Below are 23731 nucleotides of genomic sequence, written 5' to 3' on the forward strand. Positions count from 1 at the left end.
TCAGCGCCGCCGGGGCAGGACGACGCGGGCGCGGGTGACGCCGTCCTCGGAGGTCAGCGTGAGCCGGCCGCGGTGCTTCTGGGCCACCACCGCCAGCGACGTCGCGAGGCCCAGGCCGGTGCCCTGGCCGACCGGCTTGGTGGTGAAGAAGGCGTCGAACGCCCGCGCGAGGACCTCCGGCGGGACGGTGGGGCCGGTGTTCTCGACGTCGACCACCACGTCGTCGTCCTCACCCCGCGTGCGCACCGTCACCGTGCCGTCCCGGTCCACCGCGGCGAGGGCGTTGTCGAGCAGGTTGGTCCACACCAGCGCCAGGTCGGCGGGCCAGCCCTGCACCGTCTGCGGTTGCGGGTCGAGGTCGCGGACCACCCGCACGCCGGGCGGCACCTTGTGGCGCAGCAGGACCAGGGCCTGCTCGAGGCTCGCGTGGATGTCGACGTCGGTCAGCGACTGGTCCGAGGAGTAGGCCAGCGGGCGCACGCCGGTCACGATCCGCGAGAGCTGCTCCGCGCCGGCGGAGACCTCGTCGAGCAGGGCTCGGATCTCCGCGGCCCGGGCCAGCCCGCGGACGGCGGGGCCGCGCCGGTCCTGCGCCAGCCCGGCCAGCGCCTCGCGGAGAGCGGCCGGCTCGACGCCGAGGCGCATCAGCTCCGGGGCGACCTCCCAGCTCCGCTCGACCCCCGCCGCGCCGAGGACGTCGTCCAGCGCCCGCTCGGCGTCGGCGCGGTCCAGCGGGTCCTCCGGCACCGGCACCGCGCCGACCAGGGGCTGCAGCTCCTCGCCCGGGCCGGCGTCCGCGAGCAGCGTCCGCAGCCGGGCGGCCCCGCGCTGCACGGCGCTCGCGGGGTTGTTCAGCTCGTGCAGCAGCCCCGCGGACAGGGCGCCGAGCGCGGCCATCCGCTCGTGCTGGCGCACCAGCCCCTCCTCGCGGTCTAGCCGCCGGGTGGCGGCCAGGAGCAGCGCACGGGCCGAGGCCGGATGGGTGAACAGCTGATCGAGCGCCTCGGCGCCGATCCGCTGGACCAGGCTCCGGGTGCGGGCCCGCACGGTGGCCGAGCGGGGACGGCGGTGCGCGATGCCCAGCTCCCCCAGCAGCTCGCCGGGACCGCAGACGTTGAGCAGCACGCGCGAGCCGCCGACGACCCGGCTGACCTCCAGCTCACCCTCCAGGACGACGTACATCGCCTCCGGGGGCGCGCCCTCGGCCATCAGCACCTCGCCGGGCGCGAGCTCGACGGTGCTGCTGGTCCCGGCCAGGGCGGCGAGGTCCTCCTCGGGCAGCTCGGCGAACAGCCGCGAGCCGCGCAGCGCCGCCGCGACGTCCCGGCCGGGGGCGAGCGTCACCGCACAGCCAGCCGCTGGTGGGCGAACCGGACCGCCATCGCGCCCTCCCCCACCGCCGCCGCGATCCGCATGCCGGCCCCGTGCCGGACGTCCCCGGCCGCGAACACCCCCGGGACGGAGGTCTCCAGCGGCAGCGGCGGCACCTCCAGCGGCCAGTCCGGCGGGGAGGCGCCCAGATCCATGCCGGTGAGCACGAAGCCCTTGTCGTCGCGGCGGACCACGCCGTCGAGCCAGGCGGTGCGGGGCGCCTGCCCGATGAAGACGAACAGGGCGTCGGCCGCGACCTCCCGTTCCTCGGTGCCCGACCGCAGCCGCAGTCCCTCCAGCCGCCGCGTCCCCAGGGCGCCGGCCACCTCGGTGCGGTACTCGACGGTGATCTTCTCCGAGGCGGCCAGCCGGTCGATGAGGTAGCGCGACATGGTCGCCGCCAGGTCCCCGCCGCGGATCAGCACCGTCACGGAGGCGGCGAACTGGGAGAGGAACAGCGCGGCCTGTCCGGCCGAGTTGCCGCCGCCGACGACGAACACCCGCCCGCCCTCGTGGTCGACGCCCTCGGCGCGGCCCGCGCCGTAGTACACGCCGAGCCCGGTGAGCCCGGCGGCGCCGGGGACGTCGAGGGTGCGGTAGTTGACGCCCGTGGCGACCAGGAGCGTCGAGGCGCTGACCTCGCTGCCGTCCTCGAGCTTGACGACGGTGTACGGGTCGACCCGCCGGAGCCCCACCACCTCGGCCGGCACGAGCAGCTCCGCACCGAACCGGATCGCCTGCTCCCGGGCGCGCAGCGTCAGGTCGGCGCCGGAGAGGCCGACCGGGAAGCCGAGGTAGTTCTCGATCCTGCTGCTCGTGCCCGCCTGCCCACCGGGGGCGCTGCACTCCAGGATCAGCGTCGACAGGCCCTCCGAGGCGCCGTAGACGCCGGCGGCCAGCCCGGCCGGGCCGGCGCCGACGACCACGAGGTCGTAGGCCGCGCGCTCGGCCCGCACCCGCAGCCCGATCCGGGCCGCCACCTCGTGCAGGTCGGGGTGGACGACGACCTCGCCGTCGTCCAGCACCAGCGCGGGCAGCGCGCCGGCGTCGATGCCCGCCACCTCGAGCAGCTCCCGCGCGGCGGCGTCGGTCTCGACGTCCAGCCAGCGGTAGGGCACCAGGTTGCGGGCCAGGAACTCCCGGATCTCGTGGCTGTCCACCGACCACCGGTCGCCGATCACCCGCAGGTTTGCGACCGGCGGCGGGTGCCGCCAGGTCTGCAGCAGGTCGTCGAGCACCGGGTAGAGCCGGTCCTCCGGCGGATCCCACGGCTTGAGCAGGTAGTGCTGCACGTCCGCGTCGTTGATCGCCTTGATCGCGGCGTCGGTGTCGGCGTAGGCGGTCAGCAGCACCCGGCGGGCGTCCGGGTAAAGCTTGCGTGCCGCGGACAGCAGCTCTACGCCGCTCATGCCGGGCATGCGCTGGTCGACCAGCAGCAGGGCCACCGGGTCCTCGCGCAGCCGCAGCCGGCGCAGCAGGTCGAGGGCCTGCTCGCCGGAGGAGGCCGTGTAGATCTGGTAGCGCTCGCTGTAGCGCGCCCGGAGGTCCCGCTCGACGGCGGACAGCACCGGGCCGTCGTCATCGACGGCCAGGAGAGCCGGCTTGCTCATGACGCCTCCTCCACGTGCGGTGACCCGTCCGGCGGACGTCCCCGTCGGGGCCGGACCGGGAGCGGACGGCGAGGTCCTCCGCAGCCTCGACCACGGCGAGGCCGGCGTCCAGGGCAGCCCAGGGGCCCGCGGCCGCGCCGGCGGCCCGTTCCCGCGGTTCGTCGTCCTCCCCGAGCGCCGCGCGGATCTCGCCGGCCAGCCGGTCGACCTGCGGGCGCAGCAGCGGCCACGCCGCGAGGCCGAGCGCCGCGCGGGCCGCGGCAGCGGCGCCGGCGAGGCGGGCGGCGGCGCGCGGCACCCCGAGGGCGAGGACGAGCCCGGCCAGGCCGTCGAGGCAGTTGGCCAGGCCCTCCTGGTCCCGGATCCGCCGGTGCAGGTCCGCGGACTCGGCGAGCCGCTCCCGTGCGGTGGTCGGGTCACCCGCGCGGACGGCGTCGAGCCCGAGCCGGTCCAGCACCGTCGCGACGAGGTGCTCGTCCCCGCTGTTCCGCGCCAGGTGCAGGGCCTCCTCGTGGGTGCGGACGGCGGCCGGCGGATCGTCGGCGAGCATTTCGGCGTCCCCCAGCGGGATGAGCGCGTAGGCGACCGACCACGTGTCGCCGGTGCGCCGCAGCGCGGTGACCGCCTCGGCCAGCAGCTCGCGCAGCTCCCGGTCGTCCGGCGGCCGGGTGGCGGCCAGGCCCACGAGGCCGTGCCCGAGCAGCCCCGGATCGTCCCGGCAGCGGGCCTCGTCGACGACGGCGGTCAGCAGCGGTGCGGCCTCGGCGGTTCCGCCGCGGGCGATCCTGGCGAGGCCGCGGGCCAGCTCCAGGCGCGCCGCCTCCTCCGGCGGCAGCGCCGTGGCCGACGGCAGCCGGGCGGTCCGCTCGGCGACCTCGGCCAGCGGGACGACGAGGCCGGCCGACCACCACCAGCGGGCCAGCGGGCCGCCGATCCGGACCACCAGGTCGGCGCGGTCGTGCTCGACGGCCCACTCCAGGGCGGCCAGCAGGTCCGCGGTCTCGGCCTCGAGCCGAGCCCGCCAGCGGGCGTGGTCCGGACCCAGCAGGCCGGCCCCGGCCGACGGGCTCACGCAGGCCAGGTGCTCGGCCAGCCGCCCCCGGATCCGGTCCTCCTCACCCCGGTCGTGGAGCCGCTGCGCGGCGAACACCCGGACGAGCTCGAGCATCCGGAAGCGGGGCTCGCCCTCGCCGGTGTCGCTCGCCGTCACGAGGCTGTGCCCGACCAGCGCGGCCAGCGTCTCCACGACGTCGAGGTCCCCGTCGACCGCGCCGATGGCCTCGGCGGTGTCCAGGGTGGCGCCGCCGGTGCACACCGAGAGCCGCGCGAGCAGCGCGCGTTCCGGCTCGGTCAGCAGGTCGTGGCTCCAGGCGATGGTCGCGTGCAACGTGCGCTGGCGCTCCGGGGCGTCCAGATCGGGATCGCGCAGCTCCAGGACGGCGTCCAGCGCGGTGTTCAGCCGGCGCAACAGCTGCGCCGGGGGCAGGGTCTGCACCCGCGCGGCCGCCAGCTCGACGGCCAGGGGCAGGCCGTCGAGCCGCCGGACGACCTCGGCCACCGCGGGGGCGCTCCCCTCCGTGACGACGAAGGACGGATCGGCCCGGCGGGCCCGGGCGGAGAACAGCTGCACGGCCGGGGCCGCGGTCACCGCCTCGTGCCGCGACTCCCCCGCCGCCGGGACGCCGAGGGGACCGAGCGGCACGTCCTGCTCGCCGCGCAGACCGAGCACGCGGCGGCTGGTGACGAGCACCTGGATCCGCGGGCAGCGGCTCAGCAGGCGGCTCAGGAGCGGCGCGGCCTCGGCCACCTGCTCGGCGTTGTCGACGACGAGCAGCACCCGCTGGCCGGCCAGCCGGTCGGCCACGAGGTCCATGACCGACCGCGACCCCTCGGGCGGGACGCCGACCGCCGTGGCCACCACGCGGGGCACCTCGGCCGGGTCCCGGACGGCGGACAGGTCCACCCACCAGACCGCGTCCCGCTCGGGCAGCAGCGCCTCCCCCACGGCCAGCGCCAGCCGCGTCTTGCCCGTGCCGCCGGGCCCGGTCAGCGTGACCAGCCGGACCGCCGGGTCGCGCAGCAGACCGGTGACCATCGCCAGCTCGTCGCGGCGGTCGACGAGCGGGGCAGCCGGGGTGGGCAGCCATCCCGGCGCCAGGCCCGCGGGCGGCCGGGGGCCGGCGAACCGCTCCGAGAGCAGCACGGCCAGGTCGTCCGACACCAGCTCGCCGAGCTGGGCCGGGCTGTCGTAGAACGTCGTGGAGACGTCGCCCTCGCCCTGCATGCGGTCGATCAGCTGCTGCAGGCGGGGCTCGCGGTCGGGCGCCGTCCGGCGCACGTAGAGCAGGCGGGGCAGGCCGGCCGAGAGGTTGTACTCGTCCTCCAGGCCGGAGATCTCCATCCCCGGTCCGATCCAGCCGTAGTGCTCGCCGTAGATCCCGACGAAGACGTCGCTCTGCGCGAGGTAGGAGCGGTACAGCTCCCGCGGCGGATGGTTGCGGGCCCCCAGCTCGAACAGGACGGGGATGAGCCGCAGCCGGGTCACCGCCTCCCGGACGGCGAGCCGCTCCTCGGCCAGCTCGATCATGGTCGAGGAGATGAACACACGCAGTCGCTGGTCCGGGGTCGGGATCGACCGAGCGCTCTCGCCGGGCGGCGCTCCGACCACCGGCCCACCTCCCGCGGGATACGGCGTGGTGCCCGAGGAGTCTACGGAGACGGGACCGGCCCGGATACCCTTTCGCGACGATGCGCGAGGTCGACGCGGCGGACGTGGCAGGCTTCTTCGCGCCCGAGCGCCCCGGCCCGCTGATCGCGCAGCACATCGTCACCAGCGGCGTCGGCCGGTGCCGGGCCGACCGCTGGCCCCGCCCGCGGACCGTGCTGGCCGAGCTGCCCGGCGGCAACGTCGCGCTGCGCGGCGAGCCGGCGGTGATCGACGGGCTCGCGGCGCTGGTCGAGGCGCCGCCGGAGTGGCTGCCGGCCCTGCGTGCCGTGGATCCGGGCACCACGGTCTGGCCGCGGGTGGTCGCCGTCCTGCCGGACGGCGCGGACGTCCCGGCGCCGCGGCACCCGGTGCGGCGGCTGGTCCCCGGCGACGCGGCGGCGCTGGAGCGGCTGGACCCCTCGATCGCCTGGATCGGCGAGACCTGGGGCGGGCCGGCCGGGCTGGCCGCCTCCGGCTACGGCTGGGCCGCGTTCGACGGCGACCGCGCCGTGTCGGTCGCGTGCTCCTTCTTCGTCGGCCGGCGGTTCGAGGACATCGGCGTGGTGACCGCCCGCGACGTCCGGGGCCGGGGCCTGTCGACGGCGTGCGCGGCCGCGGTGGTCGCCGACATCCGCGCCCGCGGGCACCGGCCCACGTGGACGACCAGTCCCGACAACGCGGCCAGCCGGGCGGTGGCCGCCCACCTCGGGTTCGTGCACGAGCGCGACGACGTCCTCTACGCCGTCCGCACCGCGATCCCGCCCGTCGACTAGCGCTCCTGGTCGGTGGGGCGGACCAGCACCTCGTTGATCGCCACGTGCGGCGGCTGGGTGACGACGTAGACGATCGCGCGGGCGACGTCCTCGGACTGCAGCTGGCGCATGGCCTCGGCGTACCGGGCCGAGTCCTCGCGGGCCTGCGGCTGGGTGATGTGCGTGCGCAGCTCGGTGTCGACCGCGCCGGGCTCCACCATCGAGATCCGCACGCCGCGGGTGGTGACCTCCTGGCGCAGCGACTCGCTGAAGGCGTTCACCGCCCACTTGCTCGCGTTGTAGACGCCCGAGCCCTTGCGCGCGACGCGGCCGGCGACGCTGGAGACGTTCACGATGTCGCCCGAGCCCTGCTCGATCATCCCGTCGATCGCGGCGGCGGTCATGTACATGACGCCGAAGACGTTGGTGGAGATCATCCGCCGCCAGTCCTCGGGATCGGCGCCGACGATCGTGCCGAGCAGCATGACGCCGGCGTTGTTCACCAGGACGTCGAGGCCGCCGAGCTCGGCACGGGTCTGCCCGACCGCGTCGGCGCAGGCCTGCTCGTCGGTGACGTCGAGGGCCAGCGGCAGCACCCGCGCCCCCTTGTCCCGCAGCCGGGCGGCGAGGTCGTCGAGCCGGTCGCGGCGGCGGGCGCCGATCGCGACGGCGGCGCCGGCGTCGGCCAGGACGAGCGCGGTGGCCTCGCCGATGCCGGACGAGGCGCCGGTCACCAGCGCGACCCGGCCGGACAGCGGGCGGGAGGGGTCGGTCATGGCCCCAGCCTCACCGACGGACGGCCGGACCGCGCGGCGGGGCTCAGCGACAGCCGGATGTCGCCACCCGCTCCGCCGTCATGGCAGCTCCACGTCGTCGGAGAGCACGAAGGCGACGGCGAGGAGGGCCACCACCATCCCGCTGCCGGCCAGCTCGGCGATCGGCAGGCCGCCCTGGACGACGCCACTCAGGTCGCCGCGCGTGGCCAGGGAGCGGCGCACGGCTCGATACCGTCGGCCGGACGAGACGGCGACCACCGAGACCTGGACCAGACCCCAGGGCACCCAGCACGACCGCTGCCAGGCCGAGGAGGGGGCCGGCCAGGCGGGCGGCGCCGATGGCGGCCACCGCCATGGCGAGAGCTGTCCGCCGCCAGGCCAGCGCGGTCCGCTCGGCCTGCAGCCCGCTGTCGAAGACGCGGGCGGCGTCGTCGGTCACCGCAGGAGCAGGCCGAGGAGGACCAGCACGCCGGCCGCGACGGCGCCGAGGGCGATCACGGGCGCCAGCCGTGCCGGCGGAAGCGGGCGGGAACAGCGCAGCGCCCGCTCGGTCGCCGCCCAGCCGAACCATGCCTGCACCGGCGCGAGCAGCCCGAGCGCGATGAGCAGCAGGGCGCAGGCGAGGCGCACGCCGGGCGCGATGGGCACGTCGAGGGCCTCGAGCGCGACGCCGGCGGCCGAGAGCGCCAGGGACGTGCGCATCCAGGCCAGGAACGTGCGCTCGTTCGCCAGGCTGAACCGGGGGTCGGGCTCGGCGCCCACGCCGTAGACGCGCCGCGGGAACCGCCGGTCCCGCCGCTCGGAGCCGGTACCGCTCATGCGGGCAGCGTGACACCGAAGCCGCGCACGGCCAGACGGAGCAGCACCGGGCCCGGCCGCAGCAGGTCGCTGATCCGGGCGGCGCTGAGCGCCTCCAGCTCGGCCACCCGCCGACGGTGCTCGGCCTCGCCGGCGAGCCGGGCCCGGTGCAGGACGGCGGTGTTGGCCCACACCTTGCGGCGGGCCTCCCGGAGGAACAGCCGGGTCGCGGTGCGGTTCAGCGGGCCGAGCACGTGGTCGACGAGCGTGCGGGGGTCGCCGGCCCGCTGCAGCTCCACGTCCTCGGCGGCGACGCGGGAGGCCAGCACGCCGTCGATCCGCTCGTGGTCGCGCTCCCTCCGGGCGAGGGCGGCCGGGTCGGCGAACTCCTCGTCGGGGATGACCCGGACCAGCGACTGCGGCAGGTCGAAGTTGATGTGCGCGTTCACGCCGAGCAGCACGTGCCCCTCGGGCCGCAGCCCGGGGTCGGCGCCGAAGGCCCGCCGCCACGGCTCCGGCGCGGTGGCCGGATCGCGGCGATAGGCCTCCAGGGCGTCGAGGTACAGGCCGGCGAAGTCCACGTCCCACCGCTCCAGCCACGCGGGGTCCTCGAACAGCCCGTCGTCCAGCGCGCCCCGGACGGCCTGCGTGATCCGCAGGTAGGTGCCGAGGAAGTACCGCCCCGGATCGCCGTCGGCCGAGAGCTCCGCCTGCAGCGCCGCCATCCGCTCGATGAGCCGGTCGACCTCTCCGCCCACGCGTCCTCCCGTCTCAGACGAGCGCGTCGAGCCCGTCGTCGGTGAGCAGCGGCGGCACCGACTCGATCGGCGGCCGGTGCGGCTGGTCCAGCCCGCGCATCCGGGCGGCGTGCAGGGCCAGCAGCAGGTTCAGCCGCAGCGTCGGGTCGGAGGTGAAGGGGCCGAGCAGCCGCTCCAGCTTGCCGATCCGGTACCGCATCGTGTTGTAGTGGAAGTGCAGGCGGCGGGCCGACTCGGCGACGTTGAGGTTGGTCTCGAGCAGCACGCGCAGCGTCTCGCGCAGGTCGGCGGAGTCCGGGTCGCTGCTGTCGGCCAGCGGGCCGAGCACCTCGTCGACGTAGGAGCGCAGCTCGGTGCTGTCGGGGATCAGCGAGAGCAGCCGGAAGACGCCGAGCTGGTCGAAGTGGGTGACCGCACCCCCGCCGTGGATCTCCTGCCCGACCGACAGCGCCCGCTGCGCCTGCTGGTAGGCGTCACCGAGGGCGGTGATGTTCGCGGCCGGCCGGCCGATACCGGTGCCGAGCACGCGGCCCACCCGGCGCAGCCGCGCGTTGACCCGCGAGGTGACCGCGGAGACCAGCGAGGAGATCTCCTCGGGCGTGCGCCCGTCGAGCGGCAGCACGGTGACGATCTCGGTGGACAGCCCCGCGACGGCGGCGCCGGCGACCTCGCCGTCCAGCGCGGCCCGCCAGCCGTCGGCCAGCCGGTCGAGCACGTCGAGGGCCCTGGTGGGATCGGCCTGCGGGTCGGCGACCGTCTCGGTCGCAGACACCAGGACGACGACCGGCCCGTCGAGCCGCCAGCCGAAGGACCGGGTCTGGGCCAGGGCGCGCTCGGTGTGCCGCATGGAACCGCCGACGAGCCGGCGCACCAGGTCGCCCTGGAAGCGCAGCTCGACCGAGTGCACGGCCTGCTGGCGGATGACCGACAGCGCGCTCACCATCGCCGCCCGCTCGAGGACACCACCGGAGCCGACCAGCAGCGGGCCGGTCCGGTTGACCGCCACCAGCCACCCGTGCCGCTGGTCGCCGGCCATGATCGGGGCGACGGCGTACTCCCCCACCCCGCCGGGCAGCTCGTGGTGGCCCGGCACGAGAAGGATGCCGTCGGCCGGCGAGAGGTCGGCGTCGGCGAGCACGTCGGCGGGGGTGACCACGCTCTGGTCGGCGCGGACGGCGGAGACCCGGCGCGCGGGGGCGAGCTCGGCGAGCGCGTCGTCGGCGGCGGCGTCGAGCAGCCACAGCCAGTCGCTGATCTCGGCGACGTCCTCCGGCGGCCCGGCGCTGGTGACGATCTCGCGGTCGGGTCCGAGCCCCAGGACGGCGGCGCCCTCGAGGAACGTGGCCAGCTGCTCGGTGACCTCCTCCAGCCCGCCGCCGGACAGCGCGACGTCGATGAACTGGTTCTGCATCCGCGAGGACAGCTCGAGCGCCTCGCTCTGCTTGGCCACCACGGCGCCGAGGACCTCGGAGAGGACCTCGTCCATGCGCACGCCGGTCGGCAGGGCCAGCACCGGGAAGCCGCGGCGGTCGGCCTCGGCCAGCACCTCCCCGGGCACCGGCGCGGGCCCCTCGGCCCGGCGGAACGCCAGCCCGGCCGTGCCCATGGAGACCAGGCGCTCGACCAGCGCCCGGCAGTTGGCCGGATCGGCTGGGGGCAGCCGCGCCCCGAGGACGACGAGCACGTCGGGGCCGGCGACGGCGAGCGGGTCGGAGGGGTCGTCGACCACCATGTGCCGGACCGCGCGCTCGAGGCCGCCGGCGCCGGCGACGACGGCGGTGCCCGCGAGCCCGGGCAGGCGCAGGGCCTCGTCGAGGGTCAGCCCCATGCGCTCGTGCCAGCTGCTGCGCGACTCGAACGGCTGCGAGAATGTGGCTCGTCCGCCGCTGCCGCTACGACGGAACGGAGTCGTAGAAGCACGCTGCGTGGTGGCCGCGAGTGAGCCATCACTCTGGGTCACGACTTGTCCCCCTTCGGTTGCCGTCCAGAGTGCCACATTCCTCGCTGCTGTCAGGTGTGCCTGGACGCCGTCCCTCATTCTTGGCGATTTCCGCCATATAAGGGCGTGCGACGCGCCGCATAGGTTCGAGACCCGGTTCGTCTCAGCCCGCTGGATGGTAGGCCGTCACCCGAGGTGGTGATCGCCGGGCCCTCCGTCAGGCGGAGGTGGGCCGGGGCGGGGGGTCACCAGCACCGGCGCCCCGCTGACGCCTCCGCTGAAGGGCCGCCGCCATGCGCACCATCGACGACATCCCAGGCCCGGGTGGCCACCGCTCGCAGACGGACGCGCCGCACCGCGGCCACGCCGCCCGCGCCGGGGTTCCCCTGATCCCCCTTCCCCGCGAGTCCGCCCAGGCCACCGCCCGGACCGCTCCCCCCGCCCGCGCCGCGACCGCCGTCCCGGCCTCGGCCAGCACCGGCGTCGCGGAGCTGCTGCGCGGGCCGGTGCGCCCCGCGCGGGTGCTCATGAGCCTGCCCGCCGCCGTGTACCTGCAGGTCTCCACCGAGCGCGGCTCCGACGTCGTCGGCGTCCTCACCAGCGACGCCGCGCGGCTGCCGCTGGGCTGCGTGCTCTTCCGGCCCAGCAACGGCCGGCCGCTGGTGGCCCTGCCCACCGGTGCGCCGGCGGAGGTCGGCGGCGGCCGGATCGTCGTCGGCGACCTCGCGGTGAGCGCGGCCGCGTGGTGGGACCCGCGGCCGCGGCTGCCGCACCCGCGGCCGGCGTTGCTGCCCGAAGGGGTGCGCCAGCTGCGCAACGCGCTCTACGGCGAGGGCGTCCCGCACAGCGCGTTCACCCTGCCCGGCCTGCCCACCGGTCCCGGCGGCCCGCTCGCGGCGCTGCGCGGCGCGGTGCGGCGGGCCGACCTCGACGCGGCGCTGCGGACGGCGGCCCGGCTGATCGGCCTCGGCCCCGGCCTCACCCCGGCGGGCGACGACGTCATGGCCGGCACGATGGCCGGGCTCGTGCTGCTCGGGCACCCGGCCGCGGAGCGCTTCGCCGCGGGCGTCTACTCGCTGGCCGGCGGCCGCACCACGGAGCTCTCGCGGGCGCTGCTGCGGCACGCGGCCGCGGGCCGGGTCAGCGGCGAGTACGCCGCCGTCCTGCACGGCCTGGTCGGCGAGCGGCCGCTGGCCCCGGCGATCGCCGGCCTGCTGGCCACCGGCTCCACCAGCGGCCGCGCCATGGCGCTCGGCCTGTGCACCGCGATCGACCTCGTGGACCGCACCACGCGCGTCCGCTGACCGTCGCCGACGAGGCCCCCTGCCCGGTGCGGGCGGGGGGCCTCGTCGCGTTTCCAGGCGGCACCGCCGTCCTGGCTCACCGCAGCGCGTCCTGGCACACGTCCCACCGTGAGCCCGGAGGCGCCACGATCACCTCAGCTGATCGTGCGGAGGATTCGCCACCCTCCAGGGCCCCGCACCGAGCCTGGTGGGGTCCCTCGTCAGATGCGGGAGGCGTGGATCCGGGTGACGAGGATGGCGCGGGCGCCGAGCTCCCACAGGTCGTCCATCACCCGGTTGGTCTCGGTCTGCAGCACCATTGCGCGCACGGCCGACCAGCCCGGCGTCTGCAGCGGGCTGACCGTCGGCCCCTCCAGCCCGGGCGTGATCGCGGTCGCCTTCTCCAGCAGCTCGTTCGGGCAGTCGTAGTCGAGCATCACGTACTGCCGGGCGACCAGGACGCCGCGCAGCCGCCGCCGCAGCTGGGCCACGGCCGGGATCTCCTCGGCCCCCTGCCGGCGGACGAGGATCGCCTCGCTGGTCAGCACGGGGTCGCCGACGGTCTTCAGGCCCGCCGCCCGCAACGTCGTCCCGGTCTCGACGACGTCGCAGACGGCGTCGGCGACGCCGAGGCGGCAGGCGGTCTCCACCGCCCCGTCGAGCTTGACGACGGCGGCCTTGATGCCCGCGTCGGCGAGGTAGCGCTGCAGCAGCACCGGATAGGCGGTGGCGATCCGCTTGCCCGCGAGCTGGTCGATCCGCTCGATGCCCGACTCCACCGGCGCGGCGAACCGGAACGACGAGCGGCCGAAGCCCAGCGACATGACCTCGACCGCGGCCGGACCCTCGCCATCGGGGGGCGCGGTCTCCAGGAGCATGTCGCGGCCGGTGATGCCGACATCGAGGGTGCCGGAGGCGACGTAGACGGCGATGTCGCGCGGCCGCAGGTAGAAGAACTCGGTGTCGCTGTCGGGGTCGTAGACGGCGAGGTCCTTGGTGCTGCGCCGCTGCCGGTAGCCGCTCTCGGCGAGCATCTCGGCCGCGGGCTCGCTCAGGACGCCCTTGTTGGGCACGGCGATGCGCAGCACTGGAGGTCTCCTCCGACGTGACGTGACAGGGCGGCCGGCGGCCCTCCTGCAGGGTCCCGCCGCGAGCTTGCGAGCGGTGGGGGGCAGGAGGGTCCTTCTGCTTCTTCAGAGGTGAGCGTAGACGTCGTCCAGCGTCAGACCCCGCGCCAGCATGAGCACCTGCACCCGATAGAGCAGCTGGCTGATCTCCTCCGCCGTCCGCTCCATGGACTCGTGCTCGGCGGCCATCCAGGACTCGGCGGCCTCCTCCACGACCTTCTTGCCCGCGGCGTGCACACCGTCGCGGACGGCGGCCACGGTGCCCGAGGCGGGATCGGCGGCGGCGACCTTGCCGGCCAGCTCGGCGAACAGCTCGTCGAAGGTCTTCACGCGCGGCCGCCCGCGGCGGGCGTGATGCTGAAGCCGGTCGGCCGCTGCGGCGTGCGCAGCTCGCGGAGCACGAGCGCGGTCTGCAGCGCGGCGATGGTGGCCTCCCAGCCCTTGTCCTCGACCGACCCAGGCAGCCCGGCCCGGTCCCGGGCCTGCTGCTCGTCGTTGGTCGTGAGGACGCCGTTGCCGACCGGCTTGCCGGCGTCCAGCGCCACCCGGGTCAGCCCCGCGGTGACCGAGTCGCAGACGTACTCGAAGTGCGGCGTGCCGCCGCGGACGACGACGCCCAGCGCCACGACGGCGTCGTGCCGCTCGCAGAGGGCCTGGGCGACGACCGGCAGCTCGATCGCGCCGGGCACCCGGACGACGGTCGGCTCGTCGACGCCGGACTCCTTGGCCGCGGCGATCGCCCGCTCGACCAGCGCGCCGGTGATCTCGGCGTGCCAGGTCGTCGCGACGATGCCGAGGGTCAGCCCGGTCGCGTCGACCGCCGCCGCCTCCGGCGCCCCCTGACCGCTCACGTGACCTCCTCGCTGGCGCTCGTCGGCCGCGTTCGCGGTTCTGCTGCTGTGCTCATCGGTGAACTCGCGAGCTCGTTCACAGCTGCTGTTCCTGCGCGGGGGTGTCCGCGGGCCCGGCCTCGGTCTCCGGCTCGATGATGTCGAGCAGGTGACCCATCCGGTCGCGCTTGGTGCGCAGGTACGCCAGGTTCTCCGCGGTCACGTGGCTGGGGAGCGGGACCCGGCCGACGATCTTCAGGCCGTAGCCCTCCAGGCCCGCGCGCTTGGCCGGGTTGTTCGTGAGCAGCCGCATGGTGTGCACGCCGAGGTCGACCAGGATCTGCGCGCCGGTGCCGTAGTCGCGGGCGTCGGCGGGCAGGCCGAGGTCGAGGTTGGCGTCGACGGTGTCCACCCCGGCGTCCTGCAGCTGGTAGGCCTGCAGCTTGTGCAGCAGGCCGATCCCCCGGCCCTCGTGCCCGCGGATGTAGAGGACGACGCCGCGGCCCTCCTGCGCGACCGCCTCCAGCGCCGCCTGCAGCTGCGGGCCGCAGTCGCAGCGCAGCGAGCCGAAGACGTCGCCGGTGAGGCACTCGGAGTGCACACGCACCAGCACGTCCTCGCCGTCCCCGATGTCACCCATCACGAAGGCGACGTGCTCGCGGTTGTCGTAGGAGCTGCGGTAGCCGACGGCGGTGAAGGTGCCGGGGGCCAGCGGCACGGTCGCCTCGGCGACCCGCTCGACCAGCTTGTCGAAGCGCTTGCGGTAGGCGATCAGGTCGGCGATCGAGATCAGGCACAGGTCGTGCTCGTCGGCGAAGACCCGCAGCTCCTCGCCGCGGGCCATGCCGATCGGGTCCTTCTCGCTGACCAGCTCGCAGAGCACCCCGGCCGGCCGCAGCCCGGCCAGCACGGCGAGGTCGACGGCGGCCTCGGTGTGGCCGGGCCGACGCAGGACACCGCCGTCCTTGGCCCGCAGCGGCACGATGTGGCCGGGACGGGTCAGGTCCGCCGGGCTGGTCGACGGGTCGGCGAGCAGCCGGATGGTGTGCGCCCGGTCGGCGGCCGAGATGCCGGTGCTCACGCCCTCGCGGGCGTCGACGGTGACGGTGTAGGCGGTGCCGCGGCGGTCCTGGTTGACCCGGAACATCGGCGGCAGGTCAAGCCGGTCGGCGTCGGCCTCGGTCACCGGCACGCAGATGTAGCCGGAGGTGTAGCGGACCATGAACGCGACCAGCTCGGGGGTCGCGAGCTCGGCGGCGAAGATCAGGTCGCCCTCGTTCTCGCGGTCCTCGTCGTCGATGACCACGACCGCCCGGCCGTCCTTGATGGCGGCGATGGCGTCCTCGATCGAGTCGAGGCGGATGGAGGACTCACTCACCGCCGGGCCTCCAGCAGTCGTTCCACGTACTTGGCGATCACGTCGACCTCCAGGTTGACCGGGTCCCCCGGGGCGCGTCCGCCCAGCGTGGTCTCGCGCAGGGTGGTGGGGATGAGGCTGACCTCGAACCACGGCTCGGGGTCGGACGCCGCGCTGACCGCGCTGACGGTGAGGGAGACGCCGTCGACGGTGATCGAGCCCTTCTCGACGACGTAGCGCGCGAGCTGCGGCGGCAGGGCGAGCCGGACGACCTCCCAGTGCTCACCGGGGGTGCGGTCGAGCACGCGGCCGACGCCGTCCACGTGGCCCTGCACGAGGTGGCCGCCGAGCCGGGTGTGCGCGGTGACCGCCCGCTCCAGGTTGACCGGGTCGCCGGCGGCCAGCGCGCCGAGGCTGCTGCGCGCGAGCGTCTCGGCCATGACGTCGGTGCCCCACACGTAGTCCTCGTCCTCGGGGCGGACGTCGGTGACCGTCAGGCACACGCCGTTGACCGCGATGGAGTCGCCGAGCGCGACGCCGTCGAGGACCTTGCGCGCCCGGATCAGCAGGCGCGCGGCGTCCGACTGGTCCTCGCGGACCAGCAGGGTGCCGAGCTCCTCGACGATGCCGGTGAACACGTCACATCCTCTCCCTCGCCATGTCGTTCGGCGTACGGCCACCAGTGTGCCGGGTCGGGCGCAGCCGTAGCTGCACGTCCCCGCCCAGCCGGGTGACGTCCACGAGCTCCAGGGACAGCACGTCGGCGATCGTCCCGATTCCCAGGTCCCCCACCAGCGGGGGCCCGGCGCCCAGCAGCTTCGGTGCGAGGTGCACCACGACCTCGTCGACCAGCCTGTCGCGGAGGAAGGACGCGGCCAGCGTGGGGCCGCCCTCGAGCAGCACCCGGCGGACGCCGCGCCCGAACAGCTCGGTGAGCAGCTCGCGCGGCGCCGCGGCGGCGCTGACCAGGGTGGGCGCGGCGTCGTCGAGGACCCGGGCGGTGGCCGGCAGCCGGCCGCTCCGGTCCACGACCACCCGCAGCGGCTGGCGGACGGCGTCGCGCCCCTCGGTGTCGCGCACGGTCAGCTGCGGGTCGTCGGCGAGCGCCGTCCCCACCCCGACGACGACGGCGTCGCAGCCGGCCCGCAACCGGTGCACCGCTGCGCGGGCCTCCGGCCCGGTGATCCACCGGCTGGTGCCGTCGGCCGCGGCCACCCGGCCGTCGAGCGTCGCCCCGGCCTTCCACACCACCCGCGGCCGGTGGTCGTGGACGCCGGTCAGCCACGAGGCCAGCGCGCCGTCGGCCGCCTCGGCCTCCTCGAACCCGAGGACGACGTCGACGCCGGCCTCCCGCAGCCGTGAGGCGCCGCCGACAGCCAGCTCGGTCGGCTCGGGGACGGCGACGACGACGCGGGCGATCCCGGCCGTGATCAGGGCGTCGGCGCACGGGCCGGTGCGGCCGGTGTGCGCGCACGGCTCCAGCGTGACGACGGCGGTGCCGCCGCGGGCCCGCTCCCCGGCCTGCTCCAGCGCGCGGACCTCGGCGTGCGGGCCGCCCGGCGGGGCGGTCGCCCCCTCCCCCGCGACCGTGCCGTCGGCGGCGAGGACCACCGCGCCGACCGGCGGGTTCGGGCTGGTCGAGCCGAGGACGGCCGCGCCGAGCTCGCGGGCGCGCGCCATGGCGGTCCGCTCGGCCGGCGAGACGTCCACGGTCAGCCGCGCGCGGCGGCGGCCTGCGCGCGCAGCGCGGCGATGGCCTTGCCCGGGTCGTCGGCGCCGAAGACCGCGGTGCCGGCCACGAAGACGTCGGCGCCGGCCTCCGCAGCCTGCTCGATGGTGTCGGGGTTGATGCCGCCGTCGACCTCGACGAACAGCGACAGGTGGCCGGTCCGCACCAGCTCGCGCGCCCGGCGGACCTTCGGCAGCACGTCGGCGATGAACTCCTGGCCGCCGAAGCCGGGCTCGACGGTCATCACGAGCAGGGTGTCGAACTCGGGGAGCACCTCGAGGTGGTCTTCGAGCGCGGTGCCCGGCTTGATCGCCAGGCCGGCCAGCGCGCCGGCCGCCCGGAGGTCGCGGGCGACGGCGCGGGGATCGCCGGTGCACGCCTCGGCGTGGACGGTGACGTTGCGCGCGCCGAGCTCGGCGTAGCGCGGCGCCCAGCGCTCGGGCGCCTCGATCATCAGGTGGCAGTCCAGCGGGACCGGGCTGACCCGCTGGATCGCCTCCACCACGGGCAGCCCCAGGGTGAGGTTGGGGACGAAGTGGGCGTCCATGACGTCGACGTGCAGCCAGTCGGCGTCGGCGACCCGCTGGGCCTCGTCGGCGATGCGGGCGAAGTCGGCCGCGAGCAGGCTCGGGGCGATCAGCGGTGCGCGGGACACGTCTGCCGAGTCTAGGTGGACGGTGATCACCGTCTTCCCGGGCGCCGGGGCGGGTGCCCCACTAGCCTGCGCCCCATGGCGAACGGGCAGCTCACGGGGGGAGTCGCGGTCCGCGTGTCGGCGCTGTGCCTCGACCGGCGCGGCCGGGTGGCGGACTGGACGATCTGCGGCCCGGCCGTCCGTGGCGGGCTGCTGCTGGACCTGGCGCTGATCGGCCGGATCGAGCAGACCGCCGAGAGCATCGTCGTCGACGAGACACCGACCGGCTTCGGCCCGGCCGACCGGCTGCTGGCCGCCATCGGCGTCGAGCCGGAGCGGTCGCTGGACAGCTGGCTGGACGAGCGGCGGATCGGCCTGCGCGACCTGGTCGAGGCCAACGAGACCTCCGGCAGGTGGCACCGGCGCCGGCTGCGGTTCCGCCGCGACCGGTACGAGGACCGCTCGACCGGGCAGCGCGAGCGCGACCTGTCGCGCACCCCGTTGGGGCCGACCGACGGCTGGACGCCGGAGGACGCCTGCGTGACGGCGGTGGCGGCGGCGTCGGGGCTGCTGGACCGCGACCACGGCCTGCCGGTGCGGCCGCCGGCGCCGGTCGTCGCCGCCGCGGACGCGGCGGAGTGGCTCTGCGCGGCCGTCGCCGACCACCTGTACGGGACGGCCTGCCGTCTCCGGTCGCAGGCCCGCGGGATGCGGGTGGCCGACACCGTGGGTCCGGGCTGAGCCGTGCTGACCCCCGACGACCTGCACACGGCCGCCCACTGGGCGGTCCGGCGGTTCGCCGTCCTCCCCGACGATGTCTGGGAGCGGCCGGCACCCGACTGGACGCCGCGGCGCACGCTCGACCACCTGGTCGACGTGATGGAGCTGTACTCGGCCTACGTCACCACCCGGGCGGCCGGGCGGCTGGCACCACCGCGGGACGGCGATCCCGGGGCCTCCCGGGCCGAGTTGCTCGCCCAGCTGACGCTCGGCGCGGAGAAGCTGGCCGCCCTGCTCGCCGGGATGGCCGACGGCGAGCGGGCCTTCCACCCCTCCGGGCTCGCCGACCGCACCGGCTGGCTCGGCATGGCCTGCACCGAGCTGCTGGTGCACACCCGGGAGGCGGCCGGCCCGGACCCGGAGGACGCCGCCCTGGACGCCCTCGCGGCCCGCGTGGTCGACCGCGTGCTGCCCTGGGCGCCGCCCGGCGACGGGTGGGGCCGGCTGCTGCAGGCGACCGGCCGCGCCGCGCTCGGCGACGTTCCGCCGGCGGGCGCCGACTGGTGGTGGCAGAGCGCGCCGCTGGCCGAGTGGGACGGCCGGCCCCGCCGCCGCACCAGCCCGCCCCCGTGGTGAGCCGGTTACGCCGGCTGGGTGGCGGGCGCGGCGATCACCTGGGACCCGTCCCTTTCGCGGACGAGGAACCAGGCGACGTCCTCGGCCGGCATGTCGATCCAGCCCGACCAGTGGTAGGGCCCCCGGTAGGTCACCTCCCACGGCTCGTCGGCGGCGACGTGGTTGCCCGCCTCGTCCACCGCGAGCAGCTCGCACCACTGCCCGACCTGCACACCCTCGAGCTCGATCGTGACGCTGGTGCCGCCGTTGTCGGCGGGCCGGTAGGAGGCGGTCAGGTGCACGCCGTTCTGCGTGGCCTCCGCGATCATCGGGTCCGGGGTCAGCAGGGCGACGGCGCCGGCCGTCACCGCACCGGCCACGAGCAGCGCCGCGGCCGCGACCGCGGCCCACCACCGCTTGCCGCGCCGCCGCCGCTGCCGCGGCGCGGGCTCGGTGGCCTCCCGCCTGAACCGCTCGTAGGCCAGCTCGCTGGGCACCGGCACCACCGGCTCCTCGCCCGGCGTCGGCACCAGGGCCATCAGCCGCGGCAGGCCCTCCAGCTCGCGCACGGTCTCGGCGCAGGCGGGGCACTCCTGCACGTGCCGGGCCATCCGCAGCTGCTCGTCGGGCTCCAACGCGTCGAGGACGTAGGCGCCGACCGAGAGCTCCTGATCACATCTCACGTCGCCACCCCCCTCTCCTCGAGCGCGAGCCGGAGCGCGCGCAGCCCGTAGAACACGCGGGACTTCACCGTGCCGACGGGGATACCCAGAACGGTAGCCGCCTCGCTGACGGTGCGTCCGGCGTAGTAGGTGTGCAGCAGTGCCTCTCGGTGAGCGGGGGCGAGCGAGGCGAGGGCGTCGGCGACCAGCCAGCGCTCCAGCGCCTCGTCGATCCCGTCGTCGGTCATGAGCTCGGCCAGGCCCTCGTCGCCGACCTCGCTCGGCCGGGCCTGGCGCGCCCGGTAGTGGTCGATCGCGACCCGCCGCGCCACGGTCAGCAGCCACGGCCGGACCGGACCGCGTTCGGGGTCGAGCACCTCGGGGTGCCGCCAGGCCTGCAGCAGCGTCTCCTGGACCACGTCCTCTGCTCGGCCGCGGTCCCCGCCGGTCAGCCGCAGGACGAAGGCGAGCAGGGGCCCCGCGTGCTCGTCCCACAGCCGGCGGAGGACGGCGTCGTCCTCCGCCCCGATCCGGCTCACAGAGCACACGATCACGCCCGGCGCCCGCGCTGTCGAGACCTTCCGAACTCGTAGGCGAAGTAGCCGGCCAGCACGAGGAAGCCCGCGGACTCCACGATGATCGTCGGGACGACGTACTGGGCGTTGATCGACTCGTGGAAACCGAACAGCCCGGTGGTCAGGCTGAGCACCAGCCCGCCCAGCGTGCCGATCTCCAGCAGGCCGCCCAGCAGGGCCACCCAGGGCAGCCAGCGGGCCGGGGCGAGGAGCACCGCGAGCGCCGCCAGCGCGGCGAGCACGACGTTGGCCAGGAACAGCGGCCCGATCCACGGGATGTCGCGGTACCCGTCGAGCCACAGGTCCAGGTGGAGCCAGCCGGTGACCACGAGGAGCGCCGCCCCGACGACGCGCACGAACAGGGTCAGCATTCGTGGGGCCGTCGGGGCGGCGATCCGTTCGAGGACGGAGGCGGGCCGCATGGCTAGGCCGCCGCGCCTGGGATTCGTGCGGGCATCCGGTGCCTCCCGTCGATGGCGATCCACCCCGGTTCACGGGGCGCGGACGCCGATCGGTTCACAGGCGGCGGGCGCGTCGGGGGGTCAGCGGGTGCGGCGCAGCAGGGCCATGAACATCGCGTCGGTGCCGTGCCGGTGCGGCCACAGCTGGGCGTGCTCCCCGCGGGCGATCCCGGGCACCTCCGGGAACAGCGGGGCCACCGGCAGCACCTCGACGTCGTCCCGGCGGGCGGCGGCGTCGACGACCTCGACGGTCTCGGCGGTGTGCGGGGAGCAGGTCACGTAGGCCACCACCCCGCCGGGCCGGGCCGAGCGCAGGGCGCCGTCCAGCAGCTCGGCCTGCAGCGCGGCCAGCGGGGGGACGTCGTCCGGCGTGCGCCGCCAGCGGACCTCCGGCCGCCGGCGCAGGGCGCCGAGGCCGGTGCACGGCGCGTCGAGCAGCACCCGGTCGAAGGCGGCCTCGGGCCACGGCGGGGTCCGGCCGTCGGCCACCAGCACGTCCACGTCCTCGGTGCCGCCGAGGGCCCGGCGGACCAGCTCGGCCCGGTGCGGGGCGCGGTCGGCGGCGGTGAGCCGCACGCCGGCGGGGCGGACCGCCGCCAGCAGCCCGGCCTTGCCGCCGGGCCCGGCGCACATGTCGAGCCAGGCGGCCTCCGGGCCGTCCAGCGGTGCCCGCGCCAGGGTCAGCGCGGCGAGCTGGCTGCCCTCGTCCTGGACGGCGGCCGCGCCCTCGCGGACGGCAGGCACCCGGCCCGGGTCGCCGCCGTGCAGCCGGACCGCGTACGGCGACCACGGCCCGGGCTCGCCGCCGGACTGCCGGGCCAGCTCGTCGCGGTCGATCCGCTGGGCGGCCAGGTGCACCTCGGGGGCGGCGTCGTCGGCGAGCAGCGCCGCCTCGAGCTCGGCGTCGTCCCCCAGGGCGTCCCGCCACGCCTGGACGATCCAGACCGGGTGGTCGGTGGCCAGCGCGAGCCGCTCGTCGCCGGTGGCGCCCAGCGTGGCCAGCCACCGCGCGCGGTCGCCGCCGGCGGCCACCTTGCGCAGCACCGCGTTGACCAGGCCGGAGGCACCCGCGCCGACGACGGCCCGGGTCAGGTCGACCGTGGTCGCGACCGCCGCGTGGGCGGGGACGCGGAGGTCGAGCAGCTGGTAGGTGCCGAGGCGGAGCAGGTCGAGCACCCGGGGGTCGAGGTCGGCCAGCGGCCGGTCGACCAGCCGGGCGAGCACCGCGTCGAGGGTGCCCTGGGCGCGCAGGGCGCCGTAGGCGAGCTGGGTGGTGAACGCGGCGTCCCGGGGCTCCAGCTCGCGCTCGCGCAGCAGCTGTGGCAGCAGCAGGTTGGCGTAGGCGTCGCGGGAGGTGACGCCGTCCAGGACGTCGTAGGCGGTCAGCCGGGCGCCGTCGAGCTGGGGGCGCGGCGCCGGTCGCCGTCCCGGCCGGGGACCCCGGCGCGGCCGTCGGGGTGCGCTCACTCCCCGACCTTCTCCCCCGGCGCCGGGCGGGCACCGCGGGCCCAGTCGGCGGCGGGCAGCATCCGCTTGCCGGCCGGCTGCACCTCGCCGAGCCGGACGGCGCCGCGGCCGGTGCCGACCAGCACCTGCTTGCCGACCGCGAGCTCGCCCGGCTCCAGGGCGGGTGCGTCGGCGACCAGCTCCACCGGGCCGACCCGCAGCCGCTCGCCGCGCCACGTCGTCCACGCCCCCGGCGCCGGCGTGACCCCGCGGATGCGGCGGTCGACGACGTGCGCCGGCAGCGCCCAGTCGACGCGGGCGTCGGCCGGCTCGATCCGCGGCGCCAGGCTGATCCCGTCGGCCGGCTGCGGGCGCGCCTCGAGCGTGCCGGCCTCGATCCCGTCGAGCGTGGCGACCAGCAGCCGCGCACCGCCGGCGGCGAGCCGGGTCAGCAGGTCGCCCGCGGTGTCCCGCGGGCCGATGGGCTCGGTGAGGGTGCCGTACACCGGGCCGGTGTCGAGGCCCTTCTCGATCTGGAACGTCGAGGCGCCGGTGACCTCGTCGCCGGCCATCAGCGCGTGCTGCACCGGGGCGGCGCCGCGCCAGGCCGGCAGCAGCGAGAAGTGCAGATTGACCCAGCCGTGCCGCGGGATCTCCAGGGCGGCGACCGGGATCAGGGCGCCGTAGGCGACGACCGGCACGCAGTCGACGGCCAGGTCGGCGAGCTGCGCGAGGAACTCCGGCTCCCGCGGGGAGCGCGGCTGCAGCACGGGCAGGCCGGCGGCGTCGGCCCGCTCCGCGACCGGCGACCGGTGGATCCTCCGGCCGCGGCCGGACGCGGCGTCCGGCCGGGTCAGGACGGCGGCGACCTCGTGGTCGGAGGCGAGCAGCGCCTCCAGCGACGGGACGGCGGGCTCCGGGGTGCCCGCGAACAGGAGCCTCAGTGCGGGCTCACCTTGACGACCGGCGTGGGCACCGGCTCGCCGGCGGGCAGGTAGGCCTGCTCGCCGGCCCACTCGGCGTCGCGGAGGACGGCGAGCGCGGCCTCCCGGGCCGCGGCGTCCAGGCGGTCGACGAACAGCACGCCGTCGAGGTGGTCGACCTCGTGCTGCACCGCGCGGGCGAGCATGTGCGAGCCCTCGATCCGCACCGGGTCGCCGTGCATGTTCCAGCCGGTGGCGGCGACGTAGAGGTGCCGGCGGCAGTCGAAGCGGAACCCGGGGATGGACAGGCACCCCTCCTCGGCCTCGTCCATCTCCTCCCCGACCGGCGTCACGTCCGGGTTGACCAGGTGCCCGACCTCGCCGTCGACGTACCAGGTGAACACCCGCAGGCCCACGCCGATCTGCGGGGCGGCCAGCCCGGCGCCACCGGCGGCGTGCATGGTGTCGGTCAGGTCGGCGACCAGCTGCCGCAGCTCGCGGTCGAAGTCGACGACCGGAGCGGCGGGGGTGCGGAGGACGGGATCGCCCATCAGGCGGATCGGGGTGACGCTCACCGTTCCAGCGTAGAAGGCGGGCTCGGGAGGCACGTGCGGCAGTCACGGCCGCCTCGACGTGCAGCCGCGTCGTCGGAAGGACC

Annotated in this window: 25 protein-coding genes and 1 pseudogene; 4 read left to right on the top strand and 22 right to left on the bottom strand. The window is 76.2% G+C overall.

Annotated elements, in window-relative coordinates; translation table 11 throughout:
- The 3 genes from ACWIYF_RS15145 to ACWIYF_RS15155 are packed head-to-tail and all read right to left on the bottom strand — an operon-like array spanning window position 1 to window position 5649.
- Window positions 1-1344: a sensor histidine kinase gene (locus ACWIYF_RS15145; protein ID WP_448623654.1), complete on the bottom strand. Its 1344-nt coding sequence runs from the start codon at window positions 1342-1344 to the stop codon at window positions 1-3.
- Window positions 1341-2981, bottom strand: a complete 1641-nt coding sequence (locus tag ACWIYF_RS15150; protein ID WP_448623655.1) for an FAD-dependent oxidoreductase — start codon at window positions 2979-2981, stop codon at window positions 1341-1343. The genes ACWIYF_RS15145 and ACWIYF_RS15150 overlap by 4 nt, the downstream gene beginning before the upstream one ends.
- Complete coding sequence (locus ACWIYF_RS15155; protein ID WP_448623656.1) at window positions 2950-5649, bottom strand: DUF4062 domain-containing protein; 2700 nt, start codon at window positions 5647-5649, stop codon at window positions 2950-2952. The genes ACWIYF_RS15150 and ACWIYF_RS15155 overlap by 32 nt, the downstream gene beginning before the upstream one ends.
- Window positions 5650-5729: 80 nt before the next feature.
- Between ACWIYF_RS15155 and ACWIYF_RS15160 the strand changes: the two genes are divergently transcribed.
- Entirely contained in the window at window positions 5730-6461 is a 732-nt protein-coding gene (locus ACWIYF_RS15160) for a GNAT family N-acetyltransferase (RefSeq protein WP_448623657.1), read from the top strand.
- On the opposite strand, the gene ACWIYF_RS15165 is transcribed toward ACWIYF_RS15160, so the two are convergent.
- The 6 genes and pseudogenes from ACWIYF_RS15165 to ACWIYF_RS15190 form a co-directional block, all read right to left on the bottom strand.
- The gene (locus tag ACWIYF_RS15165) at window positions 6458-7216 is read right to left on the bottom strand and encodes an SDR family NAD(P)-dependent oxidoreductase (protein ID WP_448623658.1); all 759 of its coding nucleotides are present in this window, start codon (window positions 7214-7216) and stop codon (window positions 6458-6460) included. The two genes, ACWIYF_RS15160 and ACWIYF_RS15165, sit on opposite strands and share 4 nt — an antisense overlap.
- Window positions 7217-7294: 78 nt before the next feature.
- Entirely contained in the window at window positions 7295-7438 is a 144-nt protein-coding gene (locus tag ACWIYF_RS15170) for a hypothetical protein (protein ID WP_448628803.1), read from the bottom strand.
- Between the two features lie 67 nt (window positions 7439-7505).
- Window positions 7506-7655 (bottom strand): annotated as a pseudogene (locus ACWIYF_RS15175) (DUF202 domain-containing protein); the annotation flags it as partial.
- Window positions 7652-8035 (bottom strand): YidH family protein, encoded by a 384-nt coding sequence (locus ACWIYF_RS15180; protein ID WP_448623659.1) that lies wholly within the window; start codon window positions 8033-8035, stop codon window positions 7652-7654. The pseudogene ACWIYF_RS15175 and the gene ACWIYF_RS15180, both read right to left, overlap by 4 nt.
- Entirely contained in the window at window positions 8032-8772 is a 741-nt protein-coding gene (locus ACWIYF_RS15185) for a DUF5995 family protein (protein ID WP_448623660.1), read from the bottom strand. Before ACWIYF_RS15185 ends, ACWIYF_RS15180 begins: the two co-directional genes overlap by 4 nt.
- Before the next feature lie 13 nt (window positions 8773-8785).
- Window positions 8786-10600 (bottom strand): PucR family transcriptional regulator, encoded by a 1815-nt coding sequence (locus ACWIYF_RS15190; RefSeq protein WP_448623661.1) that lies wholly within the window; start codon window positions 10598-10600, stop codon window positions 8786-8788.
- Between the two features lie 404 nt (window positions 10601-11004).
- Between ACWIYF_RS15190 and ACWIYF_RS15195 the strand changes: the two genes are divergently transcribed.
- Window positions 11005-12015: a DUF2877 domain-containing protein gene (locus ACWIYF_RS15195; RefSeq protein WP_448623662.1), complete on the top strand. Its 1011-nt coding sequence runs from the start codon at window positions 11005-11007 to the stop codon at window positions 12013-12015.
- Window positions 12016-12215: 200 nt separating this feature from the next.
- Here the strand turns inward: ACWIYF_RS15195 and hisG are convergent, their stop codons facing one another.
- The 7 genes from hisG to rpe all read right to left on the bottom strand — a co-directional run bounded on the left by hisG (window position 12216) and on the right by rpe (window position 17692).
- Window positions 12216-13082 (bottom strand): ATP phosphoribosyltransferase, encoded by an 867-nt coding sequence (gene hisG / locus ACWIYF_RS15200; RefSeq protein WP_448623663.1) that lies wholly within the window; start codon window positions 13080-13082, stop codon window positions 12216-12218.
- A 105-nt stretch (window positions 13083-13187) separates the two neighbouring features.
- A complete protein-coding gene (locus ACWIYF_RS15205; protein ID WP_448623664.1) occupies window positions 13188-13451 on the bottom strand; it encodes a phosphoribosyl-ATP diphosphatase in 264 nt (87 codons plus the stop codon).
- Window positions 13448-13972 carry a 6,7-dimethyl-8-ribityllumazine synthase gene (ribH, locus tag ACWIYF_RS15210; protein WP_448623665.1) on the bottom strand — a complete coding sequence of 175 codons (525 nt, stop codon included), beginning with the start codon at window positions 13970-13972 and terminating at the stop codon, window positions 13448-13450. Before ribH ends, ACWIYF_RS15205 begins: the two co-directional genes overlap by 4 nt.
- 76 nt (window positions 13973-14048) lie before the next feature.
- Entirely contained in the window at window positions 14049-15329 is a 1281-nt protein-coding gene (locus ACWIYF_RS15215; protein ID WP_448623666.1) for a bifunctional 3,4-dihydroxy-2-butanone-4-phosphate synthase/GTP cyclohydrolase II, read from the bottom strand.
- Window positions 15326-15946 carry a riboflavin synthase gene (locus tag ACWIYF_RS15220; protein ID WP_448623667.1) on the bottom strand — a complete coding sequence of 207 codons (621 nt, stop codon included), beginning with the start codon at window positions 15944-15946 and terminating at the stop codon, window positions 15326-15328. The genes ACWIYF_RS15215 and ACWIYF_RS15220 overlap by 4 nt, the downstream gene beginning before the upstream one ends.
- Window position 15947: 1 nt before the next feature.
- Window positions 15948-17018: a bifunctional diaminohydroxyphosphoribosylaminopyrimidine deaminase/5-amino-6-(5-phosphoribosylamino)uracil reductase RibD gene (gene ribD, locus ACWIYF_RS15225; RefSeq protein ID WP_448623668.1), complete on the bottom strand. Its 1071-nt coding sequence runs from the start codon at window positions 17016-17018 to the stop codon at window positions 15948-15950.
- A 2-nt stretch (window positions 17019-17020) separates the two neighbouring features.
- A complete protein-coding gene (gene rpe, locus ACWIYF_RS15230) occupies window positions 17021-17692 on the bottom strand; it encodes a ribulose-phosphate 3-epimerase (protein WP_448623669.1) in 672 nt (223 codons plus the stop codon).
- 75 nt (window positions 17693-17767) lie between these two features.
- Between rpe and ACWIYF_RS15235 the strand changes: the two genes are divergently transcribed.
- Together ACWIYF_RS15235 and ACWIYF_RS15240 are read left to right on the top strand one after the other, a co-directional pair.
- Complete coding sequence (locus tag ACWIYF_RS15235) at window positions 17768-18412, top strand: GPP34 family phosphoprotein (protein WP_448623670.1); 645 nt, start codon at window positions 17768-17770, stop codon at window positions 18410-18412.
- 3 nt (window positions 18413-18415) lie between these two features.
- Entirely contained in the window at window positions 18416-19027 is a 612-nt protein-coding gene (locus ACWIYF_RS15240; RefSeq protein ID WP_448623671.1) for a DinB family protein, read from the top strand.
- A gap of 5 nt (window positions 19028-19032) precedes the next feature.
- Here the strand turns inward: ACWIYF_RS15240 and ACWIYF_RS15245 are convergent, their stop codons facing one another.
- The 6 genes from ACWIYF_RS15245 to def form a co-directional block, all read right to left on the bottom strand.
- Window positions 19033-19689 carry an anti-sigma factor family protein gene (locus ACWIYF_RS15245; RefSeq protein WP_448623672.1) on the bottom strand — a complete coding sequence of 219 codons (657 nt, stop codon included), beginning with the start codon at window positions 19687-19689 and terminating at the stop codon, window positions 19033-19035.
- A complete protein-coding gene (locus ACWIYF_RS15250) occupies window positions 19686-20207 on the bottom strand; it encodes a sigma-70 family RNA polymerase sigma factor (RefSeq protein WP_448623673.1) in 522 nt (173 codons plus the stop codon). Before ACWIYF_RS15250 ends, ACWIYF_RS15245 begins: the two co-directional genes overlap by 4 nt.
- Window positions 20208-20218: 11 nt before the next feature.
- The gene (locus ACWIYF_RS15255; protein ID WP_448623674.1) at window positions 20219-20614 is read right to left on the bottom strand and encodes a hypothetical protein; all 396 of its coding nucleotides are present in this window, start codon (window positions 20612-20614) and stop codon (window positions 20219-20221) included.
- Between the two features lie 171 nt (window positions 20615-20785).
- Complete coding sequence (locus ACWIYF_RS15260; RefSeq protein WP_448623675.1) at window positions 20786-22171, bottom strand: RsmB/NOP family class I SAM-dependent RNA methyltransferase; 1386 nt, start codon at window positions 22169-22171, stop codon at window positions 20786-20788.
- A complete protein-coding gene (gene fmt, locus ACWIYF_RS15265) occupies window positions 22168-23166 on the bottom strand; it encodes a methionyl-tRNA formyltransferase (protein WP_448623676.1) in 999 nt (332 codons plus the stop codon). The genes ACWIYF_RS15260 and fmt overlap by 4 nt, the downstream gene beginning before the upstream one ends.
- Window positions 23091-23648: a peptide deformylase gene (def, locus tag ACWIYF_RS15270; RefSeq protein ID WP_448623677.1), complete on the bottom strand. Its 558-nt coding sequence runs from the start codon at window positions 23646-23648 to the stop codon at window positions 23091-23093. Before def ends, fmt begins: the two co-directional genes overlap by 76 nt.
- Between the last annotated feature and the right edge of the window lie 83 nt (window positions 23649-23731).

It is taken from the genome of Geodermatophilus sp. URMC 64 (assembly GCF_053502555.1).